This window comes from Streptomyces globisporus C-1027 (genome assembly GCF_000261345.2).
GTDB lineage: Bacteria > Actinomycetota > Actinomycetes > Streptomycetales > Streptomycetaceae > Streptomyces > Streptomyces pakalii.
In genome coordinates, this window is the sequence record NZ_CP013738.1 from 7,477,814 (window position 1) to 7,491,668 (window position 13,855).

Annotated in this window: 14 protein-coding genes; 11 read left to right on the forward strand and 3 right to left on the reverse strand. The window is 71.8% G+C overall.

Features of this window, described 5'->3' with window-relative positions; all coding sequences use genetic code 11:
* The first annotated feature begins 183 nt into the window (after positions 1 to 183).
* From WQO_RS33070 to WQO_RS33085, 5 genes are all read left to right on the forward strand, one after another.
* Positions 184 to 1,158 carry a sporulation protein gene (locus WQO_RS33070; RefSeq protein ID WP_010062447.1) on the forward strand — a complete coding sequence of 325 codons (975 nt, stop codon included), beginning with the start codon at positions 184 to 186 and terminating at the stop codon, positions 1,156 to 1,158.
* A 168-nt stretch (positions 1,159 to 1,326) separates the two neighbouring features.
* Positions 1,327 to 1,761, forward strand: coding sequence for a hypothetical protein (locus WQO_RS33075; RefSeq protein WP_010062449.1), 435 nt, complete (start codon positions 1,327 to 1,329; stop codon positions 1,759 to 1,761).
* 94 nt (positions 1,762 to 1,855) lie between these two features.
* On the forward strand, positions 1,856 to 2,035 hold the full coding sequence (locus WQO_RS33080) for a hypothetical protein (protein WP_029182475.1): 180 nt from the start codon (positions 1,856 to 1,858) through the stop codon (positions 2,033 to 2,035).
* A gap of 196 nt (positions 2,036 to 2,231) precedes the next feature.
* Positions 2,232 to 2,399, forward strand: a complete 168-nt coding sequence (locus tag WQO_RS36495) for a DUF6381 family protein (protein WP_006129450.1) — start codon at positions 2,232 to 2,234, stop codon at positions 2,397 to 2,399.
* A 62-nt stretch (positions 2,400 to 2,461) separates the two neighbouring features.
* On the forward strand, positions 2,462 to 2,962 hold the full coding sequence (locus tag WQO_RS33085; RefSeq protein ID WP_010062451.1) for a GNAT family N-acetyltransferase: 501 nt from the start codon (positions 2,462 to 2,464) through the stop codon (positions 2,960 to 2,962).
* A 35-nt stretch (positions 2,963 to 2,997) separates the two neighbouring features.
* Here WQO_RS33085 and WQO_RS33090 read toward each other — a convergent pair whose 3' ends face one another.
* Complete coding sequence (locus WQO_RS33090; RefSeq protein WP_010062452.1) at positions 2,998 to 3,762, reverse strand: transporter substrate-binding domain-containing protein; 765 nt, start codon at positions 3,760 to 3,762, stop codon at positions 2,998 to 3,000.
* A 138-nt stretch (positions 3,763 to 3,900) separates the two neighbouring features.
* Positions 3,901 to 4,413, reverse strand: a complete 513-nt coding sequence (locus WQO_RS33095) for a DinB family protein (RefSeq protein ID WP_029182476.1) — start codon at positions 4,411 to 4,413, stop codon at positions 3,901 to 3,903.
* A gap of 101 nt (positions 4,414 to 4,514) precedes the next feature.
* Between WQO_RS33095 and aac(3) the strand changes: the two genes are divergently transcribed.
* A complete protein-coding gene (gene aac(3) / locus WQO_RS33100) occupies positions 4,515 to 5,369 on the forward strand; it encodes an aminoglycoside 3-N-acetyltransferase (protein WP_010062454.1) in 855 nt (284 codons plus the stop codon).
* A gap of 8 nt (positions 5,370 to 5,377) precedes the next feature.
* Here aac(3) and WQO_RS33105 read toward each other — a convergent pair whose 3' ends face one another.
* Complete coding sequence (locus tag WQO_RS33105) at positions 5,378 to 7,792, reverse strand: polysaccharide lyase 8 family protein (RefSeq protein ID WP_010062455.1); 2,415 nt, start codon at positions 7,790 to 7,792, stop codon at positions 5,378 to 5,380.
* A 307-nt stretch (positions 7,793 to 8,099) separates the two neighbouring features.
* Between WQO_RS33105 and WQO_RS33110 the strand changes: the two genes are divergently transcribed.
* The 5 genes from WQO_RS33110 to WQO_RS33130 all read left to right on the forward strand — a co-directional run bounded on the left by WQO_RS33110 (position 8,100) and on the right by WQO_RS33130 (position 13,838).
* Positions 8,100 to 9,221, forward strand: a complete 1,122-nt coding sequence (locus tag WQO_RS33110; RefSeq protein ID WP_010062456.1) for a substrate-binding domain-containing protein — start codon at positions 8,100 to 8,102, stop codon at positions 9,219 to 9,221.
* Positions 9,222 to 9,469: 248 nt separating this feature from the next.
* A complete protein-coding gene (locus tag WQO_RS33115; protein WP_010062458.1) occupies positions 9,470 to 10,774 on the forward strand; it encodes an ABC transporter substrate-binding protein in 1,305 nt (434 codons plus the stop codon).
* Positions 10,775 to 10,867: 93 nt separating this feature from the next.
* Positions 10,868 to 11,869: a carbohydrate ABC transporter permease gene (locus WQO_RS33120; protein WP_010062460.1), complete on the forward strand. Its 1,002-nt coding sequence runs from the start codon at positions 10,868 to 10,870 to the stop codon at positions 11,867 to 11,869.
* Positions 11,866 to 12,804 carry a carbohydrate ABC transporter permease gene (locus tag WQO_RS33125; protein ID WP_010062461.1) on the forward strand — a complete coding sequence of 313 codons (939 nt, stop codon included), beginning with the start codon at positions 11,866 to 11,868 and terminating at the stop codon, positions 12,802 to 12,804. Before WQO_RS33120 ends, WQO_RS33125 begins: the two co-directional genes overlap by 4 nt.
* Positions 12,801 to 13,838: a hydroxyacid dehydrogenase gene (locus WQO_RS33130; RefSeq protein WP_010062462.1), complete on the forward strand. Its 1,038-nt coding sequence runs from the start codon at positions 12,801 to 12,803 to the stop codon at positions 13,836 to 13,838. The genes WQO_RS33125 and WQO_RS33130 overlap by 4 nt, the downstream gene beginning before the upstream one ends.
* The last annotated feature ends 17 nt before the right edge of the window (positions 13,839 to 13,855 follow it).

The following is a 13,855-nucleotide window of genomic DNA, read 5'->3' on the forward strand; positions in this document are numbered from 1 at the left end:
CCCGGGGGTGTGTCTCGCGCCGGGTGACGGGGGCGGTCGCGGGGCGGTCGGCCGCGATCTTGATGGCCGGAACCGTGCGTAGCGGTCGCGGGCTCGGGAAATCCTTCACCTCCGGGAGCTTCTGCCCGGCGAGGCGGCTCAGGCCCCTCGATCGCCCATCCACAGAAGGAGCGGACGCCGCACATGGTGTTCAAGAAGTTGCTCGGAGCCCTCGGGGTCGGTGGCCCCTCGGTCGACACCGTTCTGCAGCCCGGCCCGGCCCTGCCCGGCGGTGCCCTCTCCGGGGAGGTCCGCCTGCGGGGCGGCGGGTCGGACGTGACGGTCGACCGGATCTCCCTTCTCCTCGTCGCCCGGGTCGAGAGGGAGGGCCAGGAGGAAGAGGACGAGGGCACGGTCGTCCTCGAACGGTTCACCGTCGGCGGCGGGTTCCGGCTGGCGGAGGAGGCCGACCACACGGTGCCGTTCACCGTCACCCTGCCGTGGGAGACGCCGATCACCGAACTCCACGGCCAGCCCCTCGGCCCGGTGCTCGGCATCCGGACGGAGCTGGAGATCGCCGGGGCGCGCGACAAGGGCGACCTCGACGCACTGGCGGTGGGGCCGCTGCCCGCGCAGGAAGCGATCCTGGAGGCCTTCGGGCAGCTCGGTTACGCGTTCAGGTCCGCGGACCTGGAGCTCGGCCACATCCGTGGCACCGGTCAGCAGCTGCCCTGCTACCAGGAGATCGAGATCCTCCCGCCCGCCGGCCACGCGCACACCGTGAACGAGATCGAGGTGACCTTCATCGCCGCGCCGGGCGGCCTTGAGGTCGTCATCGAGGCGGACAAGCGCGCCGGGCTCTTCTCCGAGGGCCACGACACGGTCCACCGCTTCACCGCATCCCACCACGCGGCCCCGCAGACCGACTGGAACGCCCAGGTCGACGCCTGGCTGAAGGAGGTCGTCGTCGGCCACGAGGGCCATGCCGCGCCTCCCTCGTACGGTGACGCGCACGGCGACCGGCACCGCTCGGGCCCCGGTACGGGCGCGGTGGTGGCCGGCGTCGCGGCGGGCGTGGCCGTGGGGGTCGTCGGCGGCATGGTCGCGGCCGAGGTCGTCGACGAGATCGGTGACGCCTTCGAGGGCGAGGAGGACGAGGAGAGCGAGGACGAGGGCTGACCTGGGTGAGCCCCGGGCCGGAAGGGGCAGCCTGCCCTTCCGGCCCGCCCCTCCGGCCCGCCCGCGACGGGCCGGACGCTCGGCCACCTCGCCGATCGGGCCCGGCGGGAGCGCGGAATTGCGGGTAGGAAGGGGGAGCGAACGGCCGCCCCGTGGACAAGGAGTCCCATGAGCCCCGGAACCCCTCAGCCCGATCCGCGGCACCGGCGCCCCGAAGGTGTCACCGACACGACGGTCGAGGCGCTCGGTGCCCTGTCGAAGGCGCTGGAGACCGCCGAGAGGGCCCGCGGCGCCCTCTACGATTTCCATCAGCTCACCGGAAGCGCCGACCTGGCCCTCGACGATGCCGTACGGCTGCTCCGCGCGGCGGGACACGGGCGCCGGGCCGATCAGGTCGAACGGGAGATCCTCGGCCGCAACGTCATCCCCGGGCACTGGACGTTCCAGATCGTCGAGGAGTACAACGCCACCTACTACGACGTGTTCCGGGCGGTCGAACGGGAGATCAGACAGGAACTCGCCGAGGGCCGCGACCATCTCCACGAAGCCGAGATGAAGGCGGCCCGGCGGACCCAGGGACATCCGGACCACACCGCCGGCTGACGGCCTGCCCCCCCCGCGAGTTGGGGTAGGCACACCCCGGCGTACGTCGCGCGATCCCGGGCACACGGAGGTCACCGCTCGGAAGGAGCTCCCCATGCTCGGTATAGCTGCCGCAGTGCTGTTCTTCATCGCGTTCCTCATCAACGCGGCCGACATCTCCACCAACGACGTGTTCGCGTCGACCAACGTGATGCTGCTCGGCCTCATGCTCCTCGCCCTCCATGTCGCGGGCGTGGGCGCTGGCACCCGGATCGGCGGCTCGCGCCGGCGCTGAACCGTCCCCTCCCCACGGCCCCACCGCCGACCGACCGGCGGTGGGGCCGATGCCTGCCGTCGGATCGGGATCCCCGGGCACCGTCACCGAACGTAGCCGCACGAGATGCGGACCGCACCGACTCCGGTGACGCTGGGGCTCCGGTCGCGCACGCAACGCCGGACGCCGACGGAGGACCACGACGGAGGACACCCCCATGAACCTGTACGACAGCCCGGTGGAGCGAGCCCGCCGCACCCGTGAACGCGCCGAGGAACTGGGCCGCGCCGCCGACCGGGCCACCGACCCCGAGCACCGTCGACGGCTGCGGGCGAAGGCCCTGCGGCTGCTCCGTGAGGAGCCCACGCCCGACCCCGGGCGCTAGAACCTCTCGTACGGGAAAAGCCGATTGCCCGGGCGCCCGCCGCCCGGGTAGCGTCAACCGGCGTGACCCCCACTCTGCACACCGAGAGGCTCCTGCTGGAGCCGTACGTCCCCGAGGACGAAGAGGACTTCGTCGCCCTGTTCCAGGACACCAGGGTGTCCCGGTGGATGGGTGACGGCCCTTCCTCCGAGGCGGAGGACCGGGCGCTGTTCGGGCGGGTCTTCGCCAGGGTCTACGCCCAGGACCTCTTCGCCGTCTGGGCCGTCCGCCGCGACGGCCGGCTGGTCGGGCACGCCGAGATCAAGCGGACCGACACCGTGGACGGCCACGAGATCATCTACGCCCTCGCACCCACGGCGTGGTGCTCCGGCCTGGGCAGCGAACTGGCCCGGGCCGTCGTCGCCCACGGCTTCGGCACCCTCGGACTGGACGAGGTCCACGCCACCGTCGCCGCCGCGAACGAGGCCTCGTTGACCCTGCTGGACAGGATGGGCTTCGCATACGTGAGGGACATCGATGAGGACGACGGCAGCACCACCCGCGTGCTGACCCTCCGCCGCTGACCCCGCGGCGGGCTCCGGGAGCAGCGAGGAATCGCCTACCTGGCTTCCACCGAGATCTCCTGGGCGGGGGCCACCGACGCGCCCTCGACGCCATGACGCCTGAGAGCGTCCGCGACGAAACCGCCCGCCTTCATCTCCTCCACGAACGACGCCAGCAATTCCTGTGCCGCCGCCCCTCGCCCGGCCGGTACCCCCATGGCCTGCTGGATCACCATGAACCGCCCCGGCAGCACCCGTACGCCCTCCTCCCGTGCGGCCTCGGCCTCCAGCAACTGCCGGATCCCGGCGGCCACCTCGACCTCGCCCGCCCGCAGGGCCGCGAGCGCGCGCGGGGCGCCCTCCAGCCGGACGACCTCGGCGTGGCGGATCTCGCGGGTGAGGAAGAGGTCGTAGGCGGACCCGGCCCCGACCGAGATCCGGGTGCCCTCGCGGTCCACCTGGTCGTTCTCGGCGACGGGGGCACGCTCCGGCACCAGGTAGCCGCCCTCGATGAGGACATAGGGGGCGGTGAACCGCAGCCCCTCGCTCCGCGCCGGGTCGACCGCGAAGAACCCGATGTCCGCCCGCTCGGCCCGCACCGCGTCGACCGACAGCGCGGCCCGCTCGAAGGCCACCAGCTCCACGGGCACCCCGAGCCGTCGCCCGAACTCCCGGGCCAGGTCGACGGAGACCCCGGCGGGGCCGCCACTCGCCGGATCCCGGTGGGCCAGGATCGGGTTGCCGAGGTTGATCGAGGCGCGCAGGGTGCCGCCGGGCGCGAACGTGGAGACCAGGGCGGAGGGCGCCGGCTGCTGAGTCATGGAGCCGAGTCTACGAGCGGGGCTGCGACGGTCGACGGCGTACGGGGCCAGGCTCCCGCCCGACCGGCCAGGCCCCCGGACCGACCTGGATCCCCGACCGGCCCGGCCCTGGACCGACCCGGCGCGCACCGCACGTACTCACGCCCCCACCGTGCCGTCCACCCCTTCCCGCAGCAGATCCGCGTGACCGTTGTGGCGGCCGTACTCCAGCAGGACGTGCACCATGACCATCCGCAGCGAGACCTCCTTCTCCCAGCGCGGCTGACGCCCCACCAGGTCCAGCGAGGGCGCCTCCCGTTCGATCCGGCGCGAGGTCTCCACCTCAGCCTCCCAGGCGGCGAACGCCTCGGCCCCCGTCGAGGCGCTCGCGTCGTACGCCGCCTGGAAGTCGAACGGCTTCTCCGACCACACCATCGGAGCCGACTCGTCCTCGAACACCCTCCGGAACCAGGCGCGTTCCACCTCCGCCATGTGCCGCACCAGGGCCAGCAGCGACAGCGTGGACGGCTCCATCGACCGCTCGCGCAACTCCTCGTCGCTCAGCCCCGCGCACTTCATGGCCAGAGTGTCGCGGTGGTAGTCGAGAAAGGCCCGCAGCGTCTCGCGCTCACCGCCCAGGAGCGGGGGTCCGACCCGGTCATCACTCATCATGATCATCATCCTCGGTTCCGTGGTGCCGGCCGACAGTATGTCCGCCCCGGCGGTCCCCGGGCAGCCGGGTTTTCCGCGCAGCCGCCCCTAGGCTGTGAGGCATGGACGTACGAGAACTGCTGCGTCGCTCCGGGGGACCGGTGACCCGCGACCGGATCGCGGATGAGCTCGCCGCGCTCGGCCTCGGACCGGGCGACACCGTGATGTTCCATACGCGCCTGTCCGCGATCGGCTACGTCCCGGGCGGCTCCGAGACCGTCGTCGACGCCCTCCTCGACGTCGTCGGTCCGACCGGCACGCTGATGGTCACCTGTGGCTGGAACGACGCCCCGCCGTACGACTTCACCACCTGGCCCGGCGCCTGGCAGGACGCCGTGCGAGCCCACCACCCCGCGTACGACCCGGAGCTGAGCGAGTCCGATCACAGCAACGGCCGCCTCCCCGAGGCTCTGCGCCGGAGACAGGGGGCGGTGCGCAGCCGCCACCCCGACGCGAGCCTAGCGGCGCTCGGCCCGTCCGCCGCCGCGCTGATGGCCGACCACCCCTGGGACGACCCGCACGGCCCCGGCAGCCCGCTGGCCCGCCTCGTCGCCCTCGGCGGGCGGGTGCTGCTGCTCGGGGCGCCCGGCGAGACGATGACGCTGCTGCACCTGGCGGAGTCGCTGGCCCAGGCGCCCGGCAAGCGGTTCGTGACGTACGAGCAGCCCGTCCGTGTGGACGGCGTCCGGGAATGGCGTACCTTCCACGACATCGACTCGACGGACGGCGCGTTCGACTACTCCCCGGTCGTGCCCGAGGGACAGGACCCGTTCGCGGTCATCGTCCGGGCCATGCTCGACGCGGGCATCGGCCGGACCGGCACCGTCGGGGCGGCCGACAGCCGCCTGTTCGATGCCGGTCCCGCCGTGGACTTCGGCGTCCGCTGGATCGAGGAGCACCTGAACGCCCCCGCGTGACGGCTCGCTCAGGCCAGCCGCACCTTGACCGTCTGCGTCGCCCCGCGCGTACCGGACAGGTCGCCGAAGTCGAGGCGCAGGGACGCGCCCGTGGTCGCCGACCTCACCGTTCCTGGCTTCGACAGGACCGAGGCGACGGCCCGGTTCCACGTGAGGGTCAGGCTGGTGCGCGCCCGCATGGGGTCGCTCACGCACACGGTCGCCGTCCCGTCGGCGTGTTCGGTCACCATCACCGAGCACGGGGCGTCCGCCACCAGCGGCCCGACACTCCCGCCGAACCAGAAGTTGACGGCCGTCAGCCCGAGCGAGGTGACCGCCACCCCCTGCTGGGCGTCCGTGTTGGCGAGCACGCGCAGCCAGCCGCTGTCCGCCGCCCTGGCCGCCGTGCGCTGTTCGGTCGCGCCGGGCAGGAGCTGGTACGCGTACGTGGCGTCCGACGGGTCTGTGCCGTGGTCGAACCAGAGGGTGAGGTACTTCCGGGAGACCGGATCCGTGGAGCCCGCCCGGTTGATGTCGCGCCAGCGGCCCGTCCGGTTCTCCCGCAGCGCCTTCACCGTCGCCCCGCCCGGGAACACGTAACCGCCGTGCCCGGCCAGGTGCGCCCAGGACGCGCCGGACAGCGTCGCCGACCAGGGAGCGGTGACCGGTTTCGCCGAACCGTCGACGGTGAACGGGGCGTTGCCCGTCGGCCCGAGGTTTCGGTTGTCGACCGTGGTCTCCACGGCCGCGCCGTCGCGGCCGTGGATGCCGGCCCCCAGACACACCACAGTGTCGTCCAGGAAGAACCACGACTTCTTCGCCATCAGCGTGCTGGTCAGCCCCTTGAGGTACTGGCCGACGGCGGCGCGCTTGCTGTCGGTGACCCCGCCGACCCAGTTCACATCGGGGAGCGCGACACCCCAGTCGCCGCCCGCCCCGTCGGCGAGGACCTTGCGCGAGACCGTCGTGCCGGGCAGCCGGTACGGGTCGACGGTGGGCCAGAACGCGTCGCTGTACTGGCCGTTGGCGAAGGTGTCGCCCCACCAGTAGAGCATCCCGTTCCCGGTGTGCCAGCCGCGCAGGTTCTCGCCGTTGCCGGTCTCGTAGAAGGTGATCCGCCGGTCGGCCATGCTCAGCGACGCCGCCCAGCCGGGACGGCGGTGGGTGGCCCGGGCCATGTCGGGGAAGAGCCGGTGGCCCGCCGGCTCGGCGATCGGGGCGAGGGAGGTGTCGTCCAGGACGCTCTTGATCCGGGCCAGTGCGGTGAGCCCGAGCGAGGGATTGTTCAACGGCGGGCTGTAGTAGTCGCGTTGTGCCCAGCCCCTGACGAGCGCCCGCCACCGGGCGTTCTCGGCGGCCGACGCGCCCCGGCCCAGCAGCACGATCGAGGCCATGATGGGGTGCCCGCGCCGGTGGTCGTCGACCTCACCGCGGCTGATCGCGCGCCCGGCGACGGAGTCCATGACCAGACCGTTGTAGAGGAACGGGGCCCAGGCGTTCTCCACCGCGTCGAACACCACCTGCCGCTTCGGGTCGGTCACCTCCCACGTGGTTCCCTTCAGCAGCGCGAACAGCAGCCCGAGCCCGCCGAGCATCACCGATCCGTAGCTGCCGGTGTAGGGCACGGTGGTGTGCTGGATGAACGAGCCGTCGGCGTACAGTCCGTCGCCCTTCGTCACCAGCGGGAAGACGGGGGAGAGGGCGTCCCGGGCCAGCGCGATCTTCGCCGCGTTCCCGCCGACGACCCCGCGCAGGGCCAGCACCCGGCACAGGTCGACCCGGTTCGCCCCCGTGCTGGTCCCGGTGTACGAGGCGACGGCGGAGTCCGGTACGAAATGGTCGACGGCGGCGCAGTAGCGGGCGAGCCGCTCCGGGGGGATCGCGTCGTACATCAGGACGCACACGTCCAGCAGGGCCTGCGGCGCGCCGATCTGCCAGCTGTACCAGTTGCCGTACCGGGTCTGCCCGTCGTTGTAGACCTGGGTGCTGAGGTGCTCCAGGCCGGTGAGCACGGCGTCGCGCAGTCCGGTGTTCCCGGTCAGCCCGGTGCCCTGTTGGCGGTAGGCCTGGGCCATGGTGTTCAGGCGGATGAAGCTGTCGGCCATCCGCCCCGAGAAGACGTACGACTCGGCGTCCGTGTCCGGGTCCGGATCCGCGAAGACGGCGTCGGGCCAGAGCGAGCCGTCCACCGGGGCCATCGTCTCCAGCCACTGCGACGCCTTCGTGCCGAGGTCGGCCAGCCGGCTCTTGAAGGGCTCGGCGGTCGGGCTGAACCCCTCGCCGAGGATCAGAGCGCTCCACGTGGTGCGGAGCGCGGTGTACGGGTCGTCCTCGGGCGCGGCGGATGCGGCGCCCGGCGTGGCGAGCATCAGCGCTCCGCCGCCCGCGGCGGTGAGCGCCGCGGAGGTGGCCAGGAAGGTACGGCGGGACCAGGCAGAAGTCATGGGAGAGCTCCGGGTCGGTGAGGTGTCTCCGGCGGGAACCCGGCGCGCGGTGCATGGGCGGACATGGAACCGGCCCCGGGATCCGACTGTTCTGAGCGGGCGGGCACTTTCTAGCAGCCGCCTGACGACTCGCTCAATGACTTTGGCTGAATTGATCGTATCGATCGGTTCTCTGGGTGTGTATGTCACTCCCGAGGGCGAACCGGCGTGTGCCCGTAGCGCGGGGGTAAAACTCCGCTCGGATCGTTTCGAGCGGATGTGATCGATATGGTTGAGAGCTCAGCCGTCTCCAAGCCCAGGGGGATCCATGCGACTGCACGTCGACCAGCGCCACGAGAGGGTGCTCGAACTCGTCCGCGAGCGCGGCAGCCTGCGCGTCGCCGAACTCGCCGAGGAGCTCGGCATGTCCGCCGTCACCCTGCGCCGGGACGTCGAGGCGCTGGCGGCCCAGGGCCTGGTGGAGCGGCTGCACGGCGCGGTGGTGTGGCCCTCCGGGCAGTCCCGGCCCGCCCCGGCCCCCGCGCCGTCCGCCGAAGGGCTGGTGGTGGGCATGGTGGTGCCGACCACCGAGTACTACTACGCGGACGTGGTGCGCGGCGCCCGGCAGACCGTCGAGGCCGCGGGCGCCCGGCTGACGATCGGGCTCTCCCGCTATCTTCCCGACGAGGACGCCGCCCAGGCCCGGCGGCTGCTGTCCACCGGCGCCGACGGGCTGCTGCTCACCCCGAGCTGGGAGCGCGGCTGCCCGGAGCAGGGCGAAGGGCTGTGGACGGTGGAGCAGGAGACCCCGGTCGTCCTGGTGGAACGTTCCGCCCCCCTCGGCCACCCGGCGGCGCGCCTGGACCGGGTGCGCTCGGACCATGCGCACGGGGCCGCCGAAGCGGTGGCCCACCTGGCCGGGCTCGGGCACCGGTCGATCGCGCTCGCCGTGCAGGACAGCCCGACCGCTCCCCGGCTCCGAGTCGGCTACCGGGCCGCCGTGGAGGCGCTGGGGCTGACCCCGGTGTCGCCCTCACCGCTGGACGAGGCCCCGTCACGGTCGGAAGCCGATCGTTTCGAGCGAACGCTGGAGTACCTGTGCCAGGGCGTGGCGAGCGGCAACGTGACCGCCGCGATCGTGCACAGCGACGCCGACGCGATCGTCCTCATCCCCCGGCTCCAGGCCAGGGGAGTGCGGGTGCCCGAGGACCTCGCGGTGATCGCGTACGACGACGAGGTCGCCTCGCTCGCCGACCTGCCGCTCACCGCGGTGGCCCCGGACAAGCACGCCGTGGGAGCCGCCGCGGCCCGGCTCCTGCTGTCCCGCCTCGGTGTCGACGACCCCGGCGCGACGGATGCGACGGGCGCGGGTGCCGGCGCCCGTCGGCATCTGGACATCCTGCCCACCCTGCGGGTCCGGGTCTCCTGCGGGGCGGCCACCGTTTCCTGACGCGCGAGGCGACGCCGAAAGCGACGCAGGAAGCACCGCACCACGAGCCGTGCCCGGGTCAACAGGCCCTGCGGGCACGGCTCTTCGCGTTCCCGGGGCTCGACGGGCTTCGGCGGCGCGCCCCCGACCCGGTAGTGATCGATTCGATTGAATTGGTCATTCGCTCTTGACGGCGATCGGTTCTGCGCAAAATGATGTGTGCCGTTCACCTCATCTCCCGCAGTTCGAGGTCTCGTAGGAGCCGGCCCATGCCCTGTATCGCCCGCACGTCCCGCCTCGCCCTCGCGGCGTCCGCCGCCTCATTCGCCCTGCTCGCCACCGCCTGCGGCGGCTCGGGCTCGGACGCCTCGGGCCCCGGCGACGGCAAGCCCGTCACCCTCACCTTCTGGTCGGCCACCGCGGGCGCCAAGGAGACCGCCGACGCCTTCAACAAGACGCACACCGACATCAAGGTGAAGTTCTCCATGGTCCCCGCGGGCCCCGAGGGAGTCACCAAGCTGTCCAACGCTGTCAAGGGCGGCAACGCCCCCGACGTGGCCACGATGGACTACTCCGCCCTGCCCGAGTACGCCAGCGAGGGCAACCTGGAGGACCTCACCCCCAGCTCCGGCGACCTGGTGAGGAAGGAGTTCCCCGAGGCCGTCCAGTCCCTGGTCAACCTCGGCGGGTCCACCTGGGCGGTCCCCTTCGACGTCACACCGATCCAGCTCTTCTACCGCAAGGACCTCTTCAAGAAGCACGGCGTCGACGTGCCGACGACCTGGGCCGAGTACCGTACGGCCGCCGAGAAGATCCACGCCGGCGACCCCGACGTCACCATCACCAACTTCGGCGGCGGCGACCCCGCCCTGCTCTCCGGTCTCGCCTGGCAGGCCGGCGCCCGGTGGTACGGCACCAACGGCGACGCCTGGAAGGTGAACATCGACGACCCGGCCTCCCGCAAGGTCGCCGCCTACTGGGACGACCTCCTCGCCGAAGGGCTCGCCTCCAAGACCCCGCTCTGGGGCGAGGGCGAGAACAAGGAGCGCGCCACCGGCAAGGTCGCCACCATCATCGGCGCCGCCTGGAGCGCCGGGAACTTCCCCGTCAGCTACCCCGACGCGAAAGGCAAGTGGGGCATAGCGCCCCTGCCCACCTGGGACGGCAAGGCGAGCACCGGCATGTACGGCGGAACCTCCTACATCGTGCCCAAGGGAAGCGAACACACCGAGGCCGCCGCCGAGTTCATCAAGTGGGTCACGACCGACCCGGCGGCCATGACCGCCCGCCTCAGCTCCCTCAAGGCCCCCAGCAGCGCCCTGCCCGCCAACGAGGGCATGCGCGCCGCGGCGGCGAAGGAGTTCGACAACTCCTACTTCGGGGACCAGGACGTCTACGCCGTGGCCGGTCAGGCCGCCGGCACCATCGTGCCCGGCTGGACCTGGGGCCCGGTCCAGCAGCAGGTCACCTCGGTGCAGATGGCCGCGGGCGGCGACCACACGAAGATGCTGAGCTCCGGTCAGGCGAAGGGCGAGACCGCGGTCACCGACCGCGGTCTGAAGCTCGACAAGTAGGCCCTGACGAAAGGCCCTGACCCCGCGGCTGCCCGGCCCCGCCGTGCCGGGCAGCCCCACACTCGACCGCCCCACCCGCCGAAGGAGCACCAGGTGGCAGCCCCACTCGCCCGGCCGGCCAAGAACCCGGCACCCCCGGCCGTGCCGCCGCCCGCCGGATCCGCCGGACCGGCCGGACCAGGAAAGCCCGGTGCCCCGGGCGGCCCCGGCACACGACGCGGACAGCGCCGGGCCGTCGCCCTGTTCACCGTCCCGTTCTTCGCGCTGTTCGCCGCCGTCACCGTCCTGCCGATGATCTACGCGGCCTGGATGAGCCTCTACCGGGAGGAGTCCTCCGGGCTGGGATTCGGCGGAACCGAGCGTGTCTTCGCCGGGTTCGGCAACTTCACCGAAGCCCTCGGCAACGAGGCGTTCCTCCGGTCCTTCGGGAACATCGCCCTCTACTGCGCCATCTACATCCCCGCGATGGTCGGCGGCGCGCTCATCCTGGCCCTGCTCGTCGACTCGACCATGGCCCGGGCCAGGCGGTTCTTCCAGATCGCCTACTTCCTGCCGCACGCGGTGCCCGGCCTGATCGCCTCACTGATCTGGCTCTACCTCTACACACCCGGCCTCAGCCCCGTCACCGACGCCCTCGACGCGTTCGGCGCGAGCTGGAACTTCTTCGGCGAGGACGAGGCGATCTTCTCCGTCGTCAACATCTCCGCCTGGCAGTGGACCGGCTACAACATGATCATCTTCTATGCGGGCCTCCAGGCCGTTCCCCGCGAGGTCCTGGAAGCCGCGACCGTCGACGGCGCCGGCGCCCTTCGCACCGCCCTCCAGGTCAAGATCCCCATGATCCGCCCGACCGTCGTCCTCACTCTGCTGTTCACCTGCGTCGGCGCCATCCAGCTCTTCGACGCCCCCAAACTCGTCCAACTCCGCGCCAACACCATGGGCGAGGACTGGTCGCCGACCATGTTCATCTACACCGTGGCCTTCAAGGGCCACGACTACGGCCTGGCCGCCGCGAGCTCCCTCCTGCTCGCCCTCGTCGCCGGCCTGCTGTCCTTCGTCGTCACCAAGCTCGGCAACCGGTGGAAGGCCTCATGAGCACCCAGACAGCCCACCGCGAGGCACCGGCCGCCGTCACCCGGCGCGACGGGACCGGACACCGCACCGCACCACGGCCGCCCGCACGCCGCAACCGTACCGGCGGCCTCACCTCCCGGGTGGCGGTGAACGCCGTGCTCGCCGTCGTCGCCGTCTACACGCTGATGCCGCTGACCTGGCTCCTCATCGCCTCCACCAAGAGCTACCGGGACCTGTTCGCCACCAACCCGTTCAGCCTCGGCGACTTCGCGTTCCTGTCGAACCTGAACGCCCTCCTGGAATACAACGACGGCGTCTTCGTCCGCTGGATGCTCAACAGCCTCCTCTACACCGTCGTCGCCTCCCTGCTCTCCACCCTCATCTCCGTCGCCTGCGGTTACGCCTTCGACAAGTACGCCTTCCGCGGCCGGGAGAAATGGTTCGGCGTCGTGCTCGTCGGCGTCCTCATCCCCTCGACCGTCGTCCAGCTCCCGCTCTACCTGATGGCCTCCGAACTGGGCCTCGTCAACACCTACTGGGCCGTCCTGATCCCCAGCCTCGTCAACCCCTTCGGCGTCTACCTGGCCCGCGTCTTCTCCGAGGGGTACGTGCCGGGCGAGGTCCTCGAAGCCGCCCGCGTCGACGGAGCCGGGGAGGTGCAGACCTTCGCCAAGGTCGCCCTGCCGATGCTCGCGCCCGGCTTCGTGACCATCTTCCTGTTCTCCTTCACCGCGAGCTGGAACAACTTCTACGGCGCGCTCATGATGCTCAACGACGACCGGCTCTACCCGGTCAACCTGGGCCTGTTCATGTGGAACCAGAACGTCTACCAGCAGCCGGAGCTCTACCCGCTGGTCATCATCGGCTCCCTCGTCGCCGTCGTCCCCCTGATCGTCGCCTTCCTCTGCCTCCAGCGCTTCTGGCGCTCGGGCCTCACCGCAGGAGCCGTCAAGTGAGCCACCCCGCAGCGCCCCGGGTGACCCGCCCCCGCACCGTCCTGGCAATGAGCGGCGAGACCCGGGCCGCGATCCTCGCCCCCGAGGCCCTGGACCGGCTCGCCCGGGTCGCCGACCTCGACCCCCGTCTCCTCGTCACCGACTTCGGCGCCGACGACCCCGCCCAGCGCACCGGACTCCACCAGGCCGAGGTGCTGTTCACCGGCTGGGGCTGCCCCCCGCTGGACCCGGCAGCCCTGAGCGCCATGCCGCGGCTGCGCGCCGTCGTCCACGCCGCAGGATCCGTCAAGCACCACATCACCCAGGACGTCTGGAACCGGGGCATCGCGGTGAGTACCGCCGCGACGGCCAACGCCTTCCCGGTCGCCGAGTACACGGTCGCCGCGATCCTCTTCGCCAACAAGCACATCCTGGAGAGCGCCCGCGTCTACCGCCAAGCCCGCTCCCGGGTGAACCTCCTCGAACGGTTCCCCGGCGTCGGCAACTACCGCCGCACCGTCGGCATCGTGGGCGCCTCCCGCATCGGCCGCCGCGTGATCGAACTGCTGCGCCCCTACGACCTGCGCGTCCTGGTCCACGACCCGTACCTCGACGAGGCGGGCGCCCGGACCCTCGGCGTGGAGCGCACCGAACTCGACACCCTGGCGGCCGAGAGCGACGTCGTCACCATCCATGCTCCCGAACTCCCCAGCACGCGGCACCTGTTCGACGCCCCGCGCCTCGCGCTGATGCAGGACGGGGCGACCCTCGTCAACACCGCCCGCGGCTCCCTGGTGGACACCGAGGCGCTGGCGAAGGAAGCGGCCACCGGGCGTCTGAACGCCGTCCTCGACCACACGGAACCCGAAGTCCTGCCCGCCGACTCGCCCCTCTACGATCTGCCGAACGTCCTGCTCACCCCGCACATCGCCGGCTCCCAGGGCGGCGAACTCCACCGGCTCGCCGACGCCGCCGTCGACGAACTCGAACGGTACGCGCACGGCCTGCCGTTCGCCCACGCGGTGGACCCCCGCACCCTGCACCAGCAGGCCTGAACCCGTCCCCGTACCCA

Excerpts from the sequence above, each read along its gene's own strand:
- WQO_RS33070 (WP_010062447.1), top strand. The coding sequence starts at position 184 with ATGGTGTTCAAGAAGTTGCTCGGAGCCCTCGGGGTCGGTGGCCCCTCG.
- WQO_RS33075 (WP_010062449.1), top strand. The coding sequence starts at position 1,327 with ATGAGCCCCGGAACCCCTCAGCCCGATCCGCGGCACCGGCGCCCCGAA.
- WQO_RS33080 (WP_029182475.1), top strand. The coding sequence starts at position 1,856 with ATGCTCGGTATAGCTGCCGCAGTGCTGTTCTTCATCGCGTTCCTCATC.
- WQO_RS36495 (WP_006129450.1), top strand. The coding sequence starts at position 2,232 with ATGAACCTGTACGACAGCCCGGTGGAGCGAGCCCGCCGCACCCGTGAA.
- WQO_RS33090 (WP_010062452.1), bottom strand. The coding sequence starts at position 3,762 with ATGACTCAGCAGCCGGCGCCCTCCGCCCTGGTCTCCACGTTCGCGCCC.
- WQO_RS33095 (WP_029182476.1), bottom strand. The coding sequence starts at position 4,413 with ATGATGAGTGATGACCGGGTCGGACCCCCGCTCCTGGGCGGTGAGCGC.
- WQO_RS33105 (WP_010062455.1), bottom strand. The coding sequence starts at position 7,792 with ATGACTTCTGCCTGGTCCCGCCGTACCTTCCTGGCCACCTCCGCGGCG.
- WQO_RS33110 (WP_010062456.1), top strand. The coding sequence starts at position 8,100 with ATGCGACTGCACGTCGACCAGCGCCACGAGAGGGTGCTCGAACTCGTC.
- WQO_RS33115 (WP_010062458.1), top strand. The coding sequence starts at position 9,470 with ATGCCCTGTATCGCCCGCACGTCCCGCCTCGCCCTCGCGGCGTCCGCC.
- WQO_RS33125 (WP_010062461.1), top strand. The coding sequence starts at position 11,866 with ATGAGCACCCAGACAGCCCACCGCGAGGCACCGGCCGCCGTCACCCGG.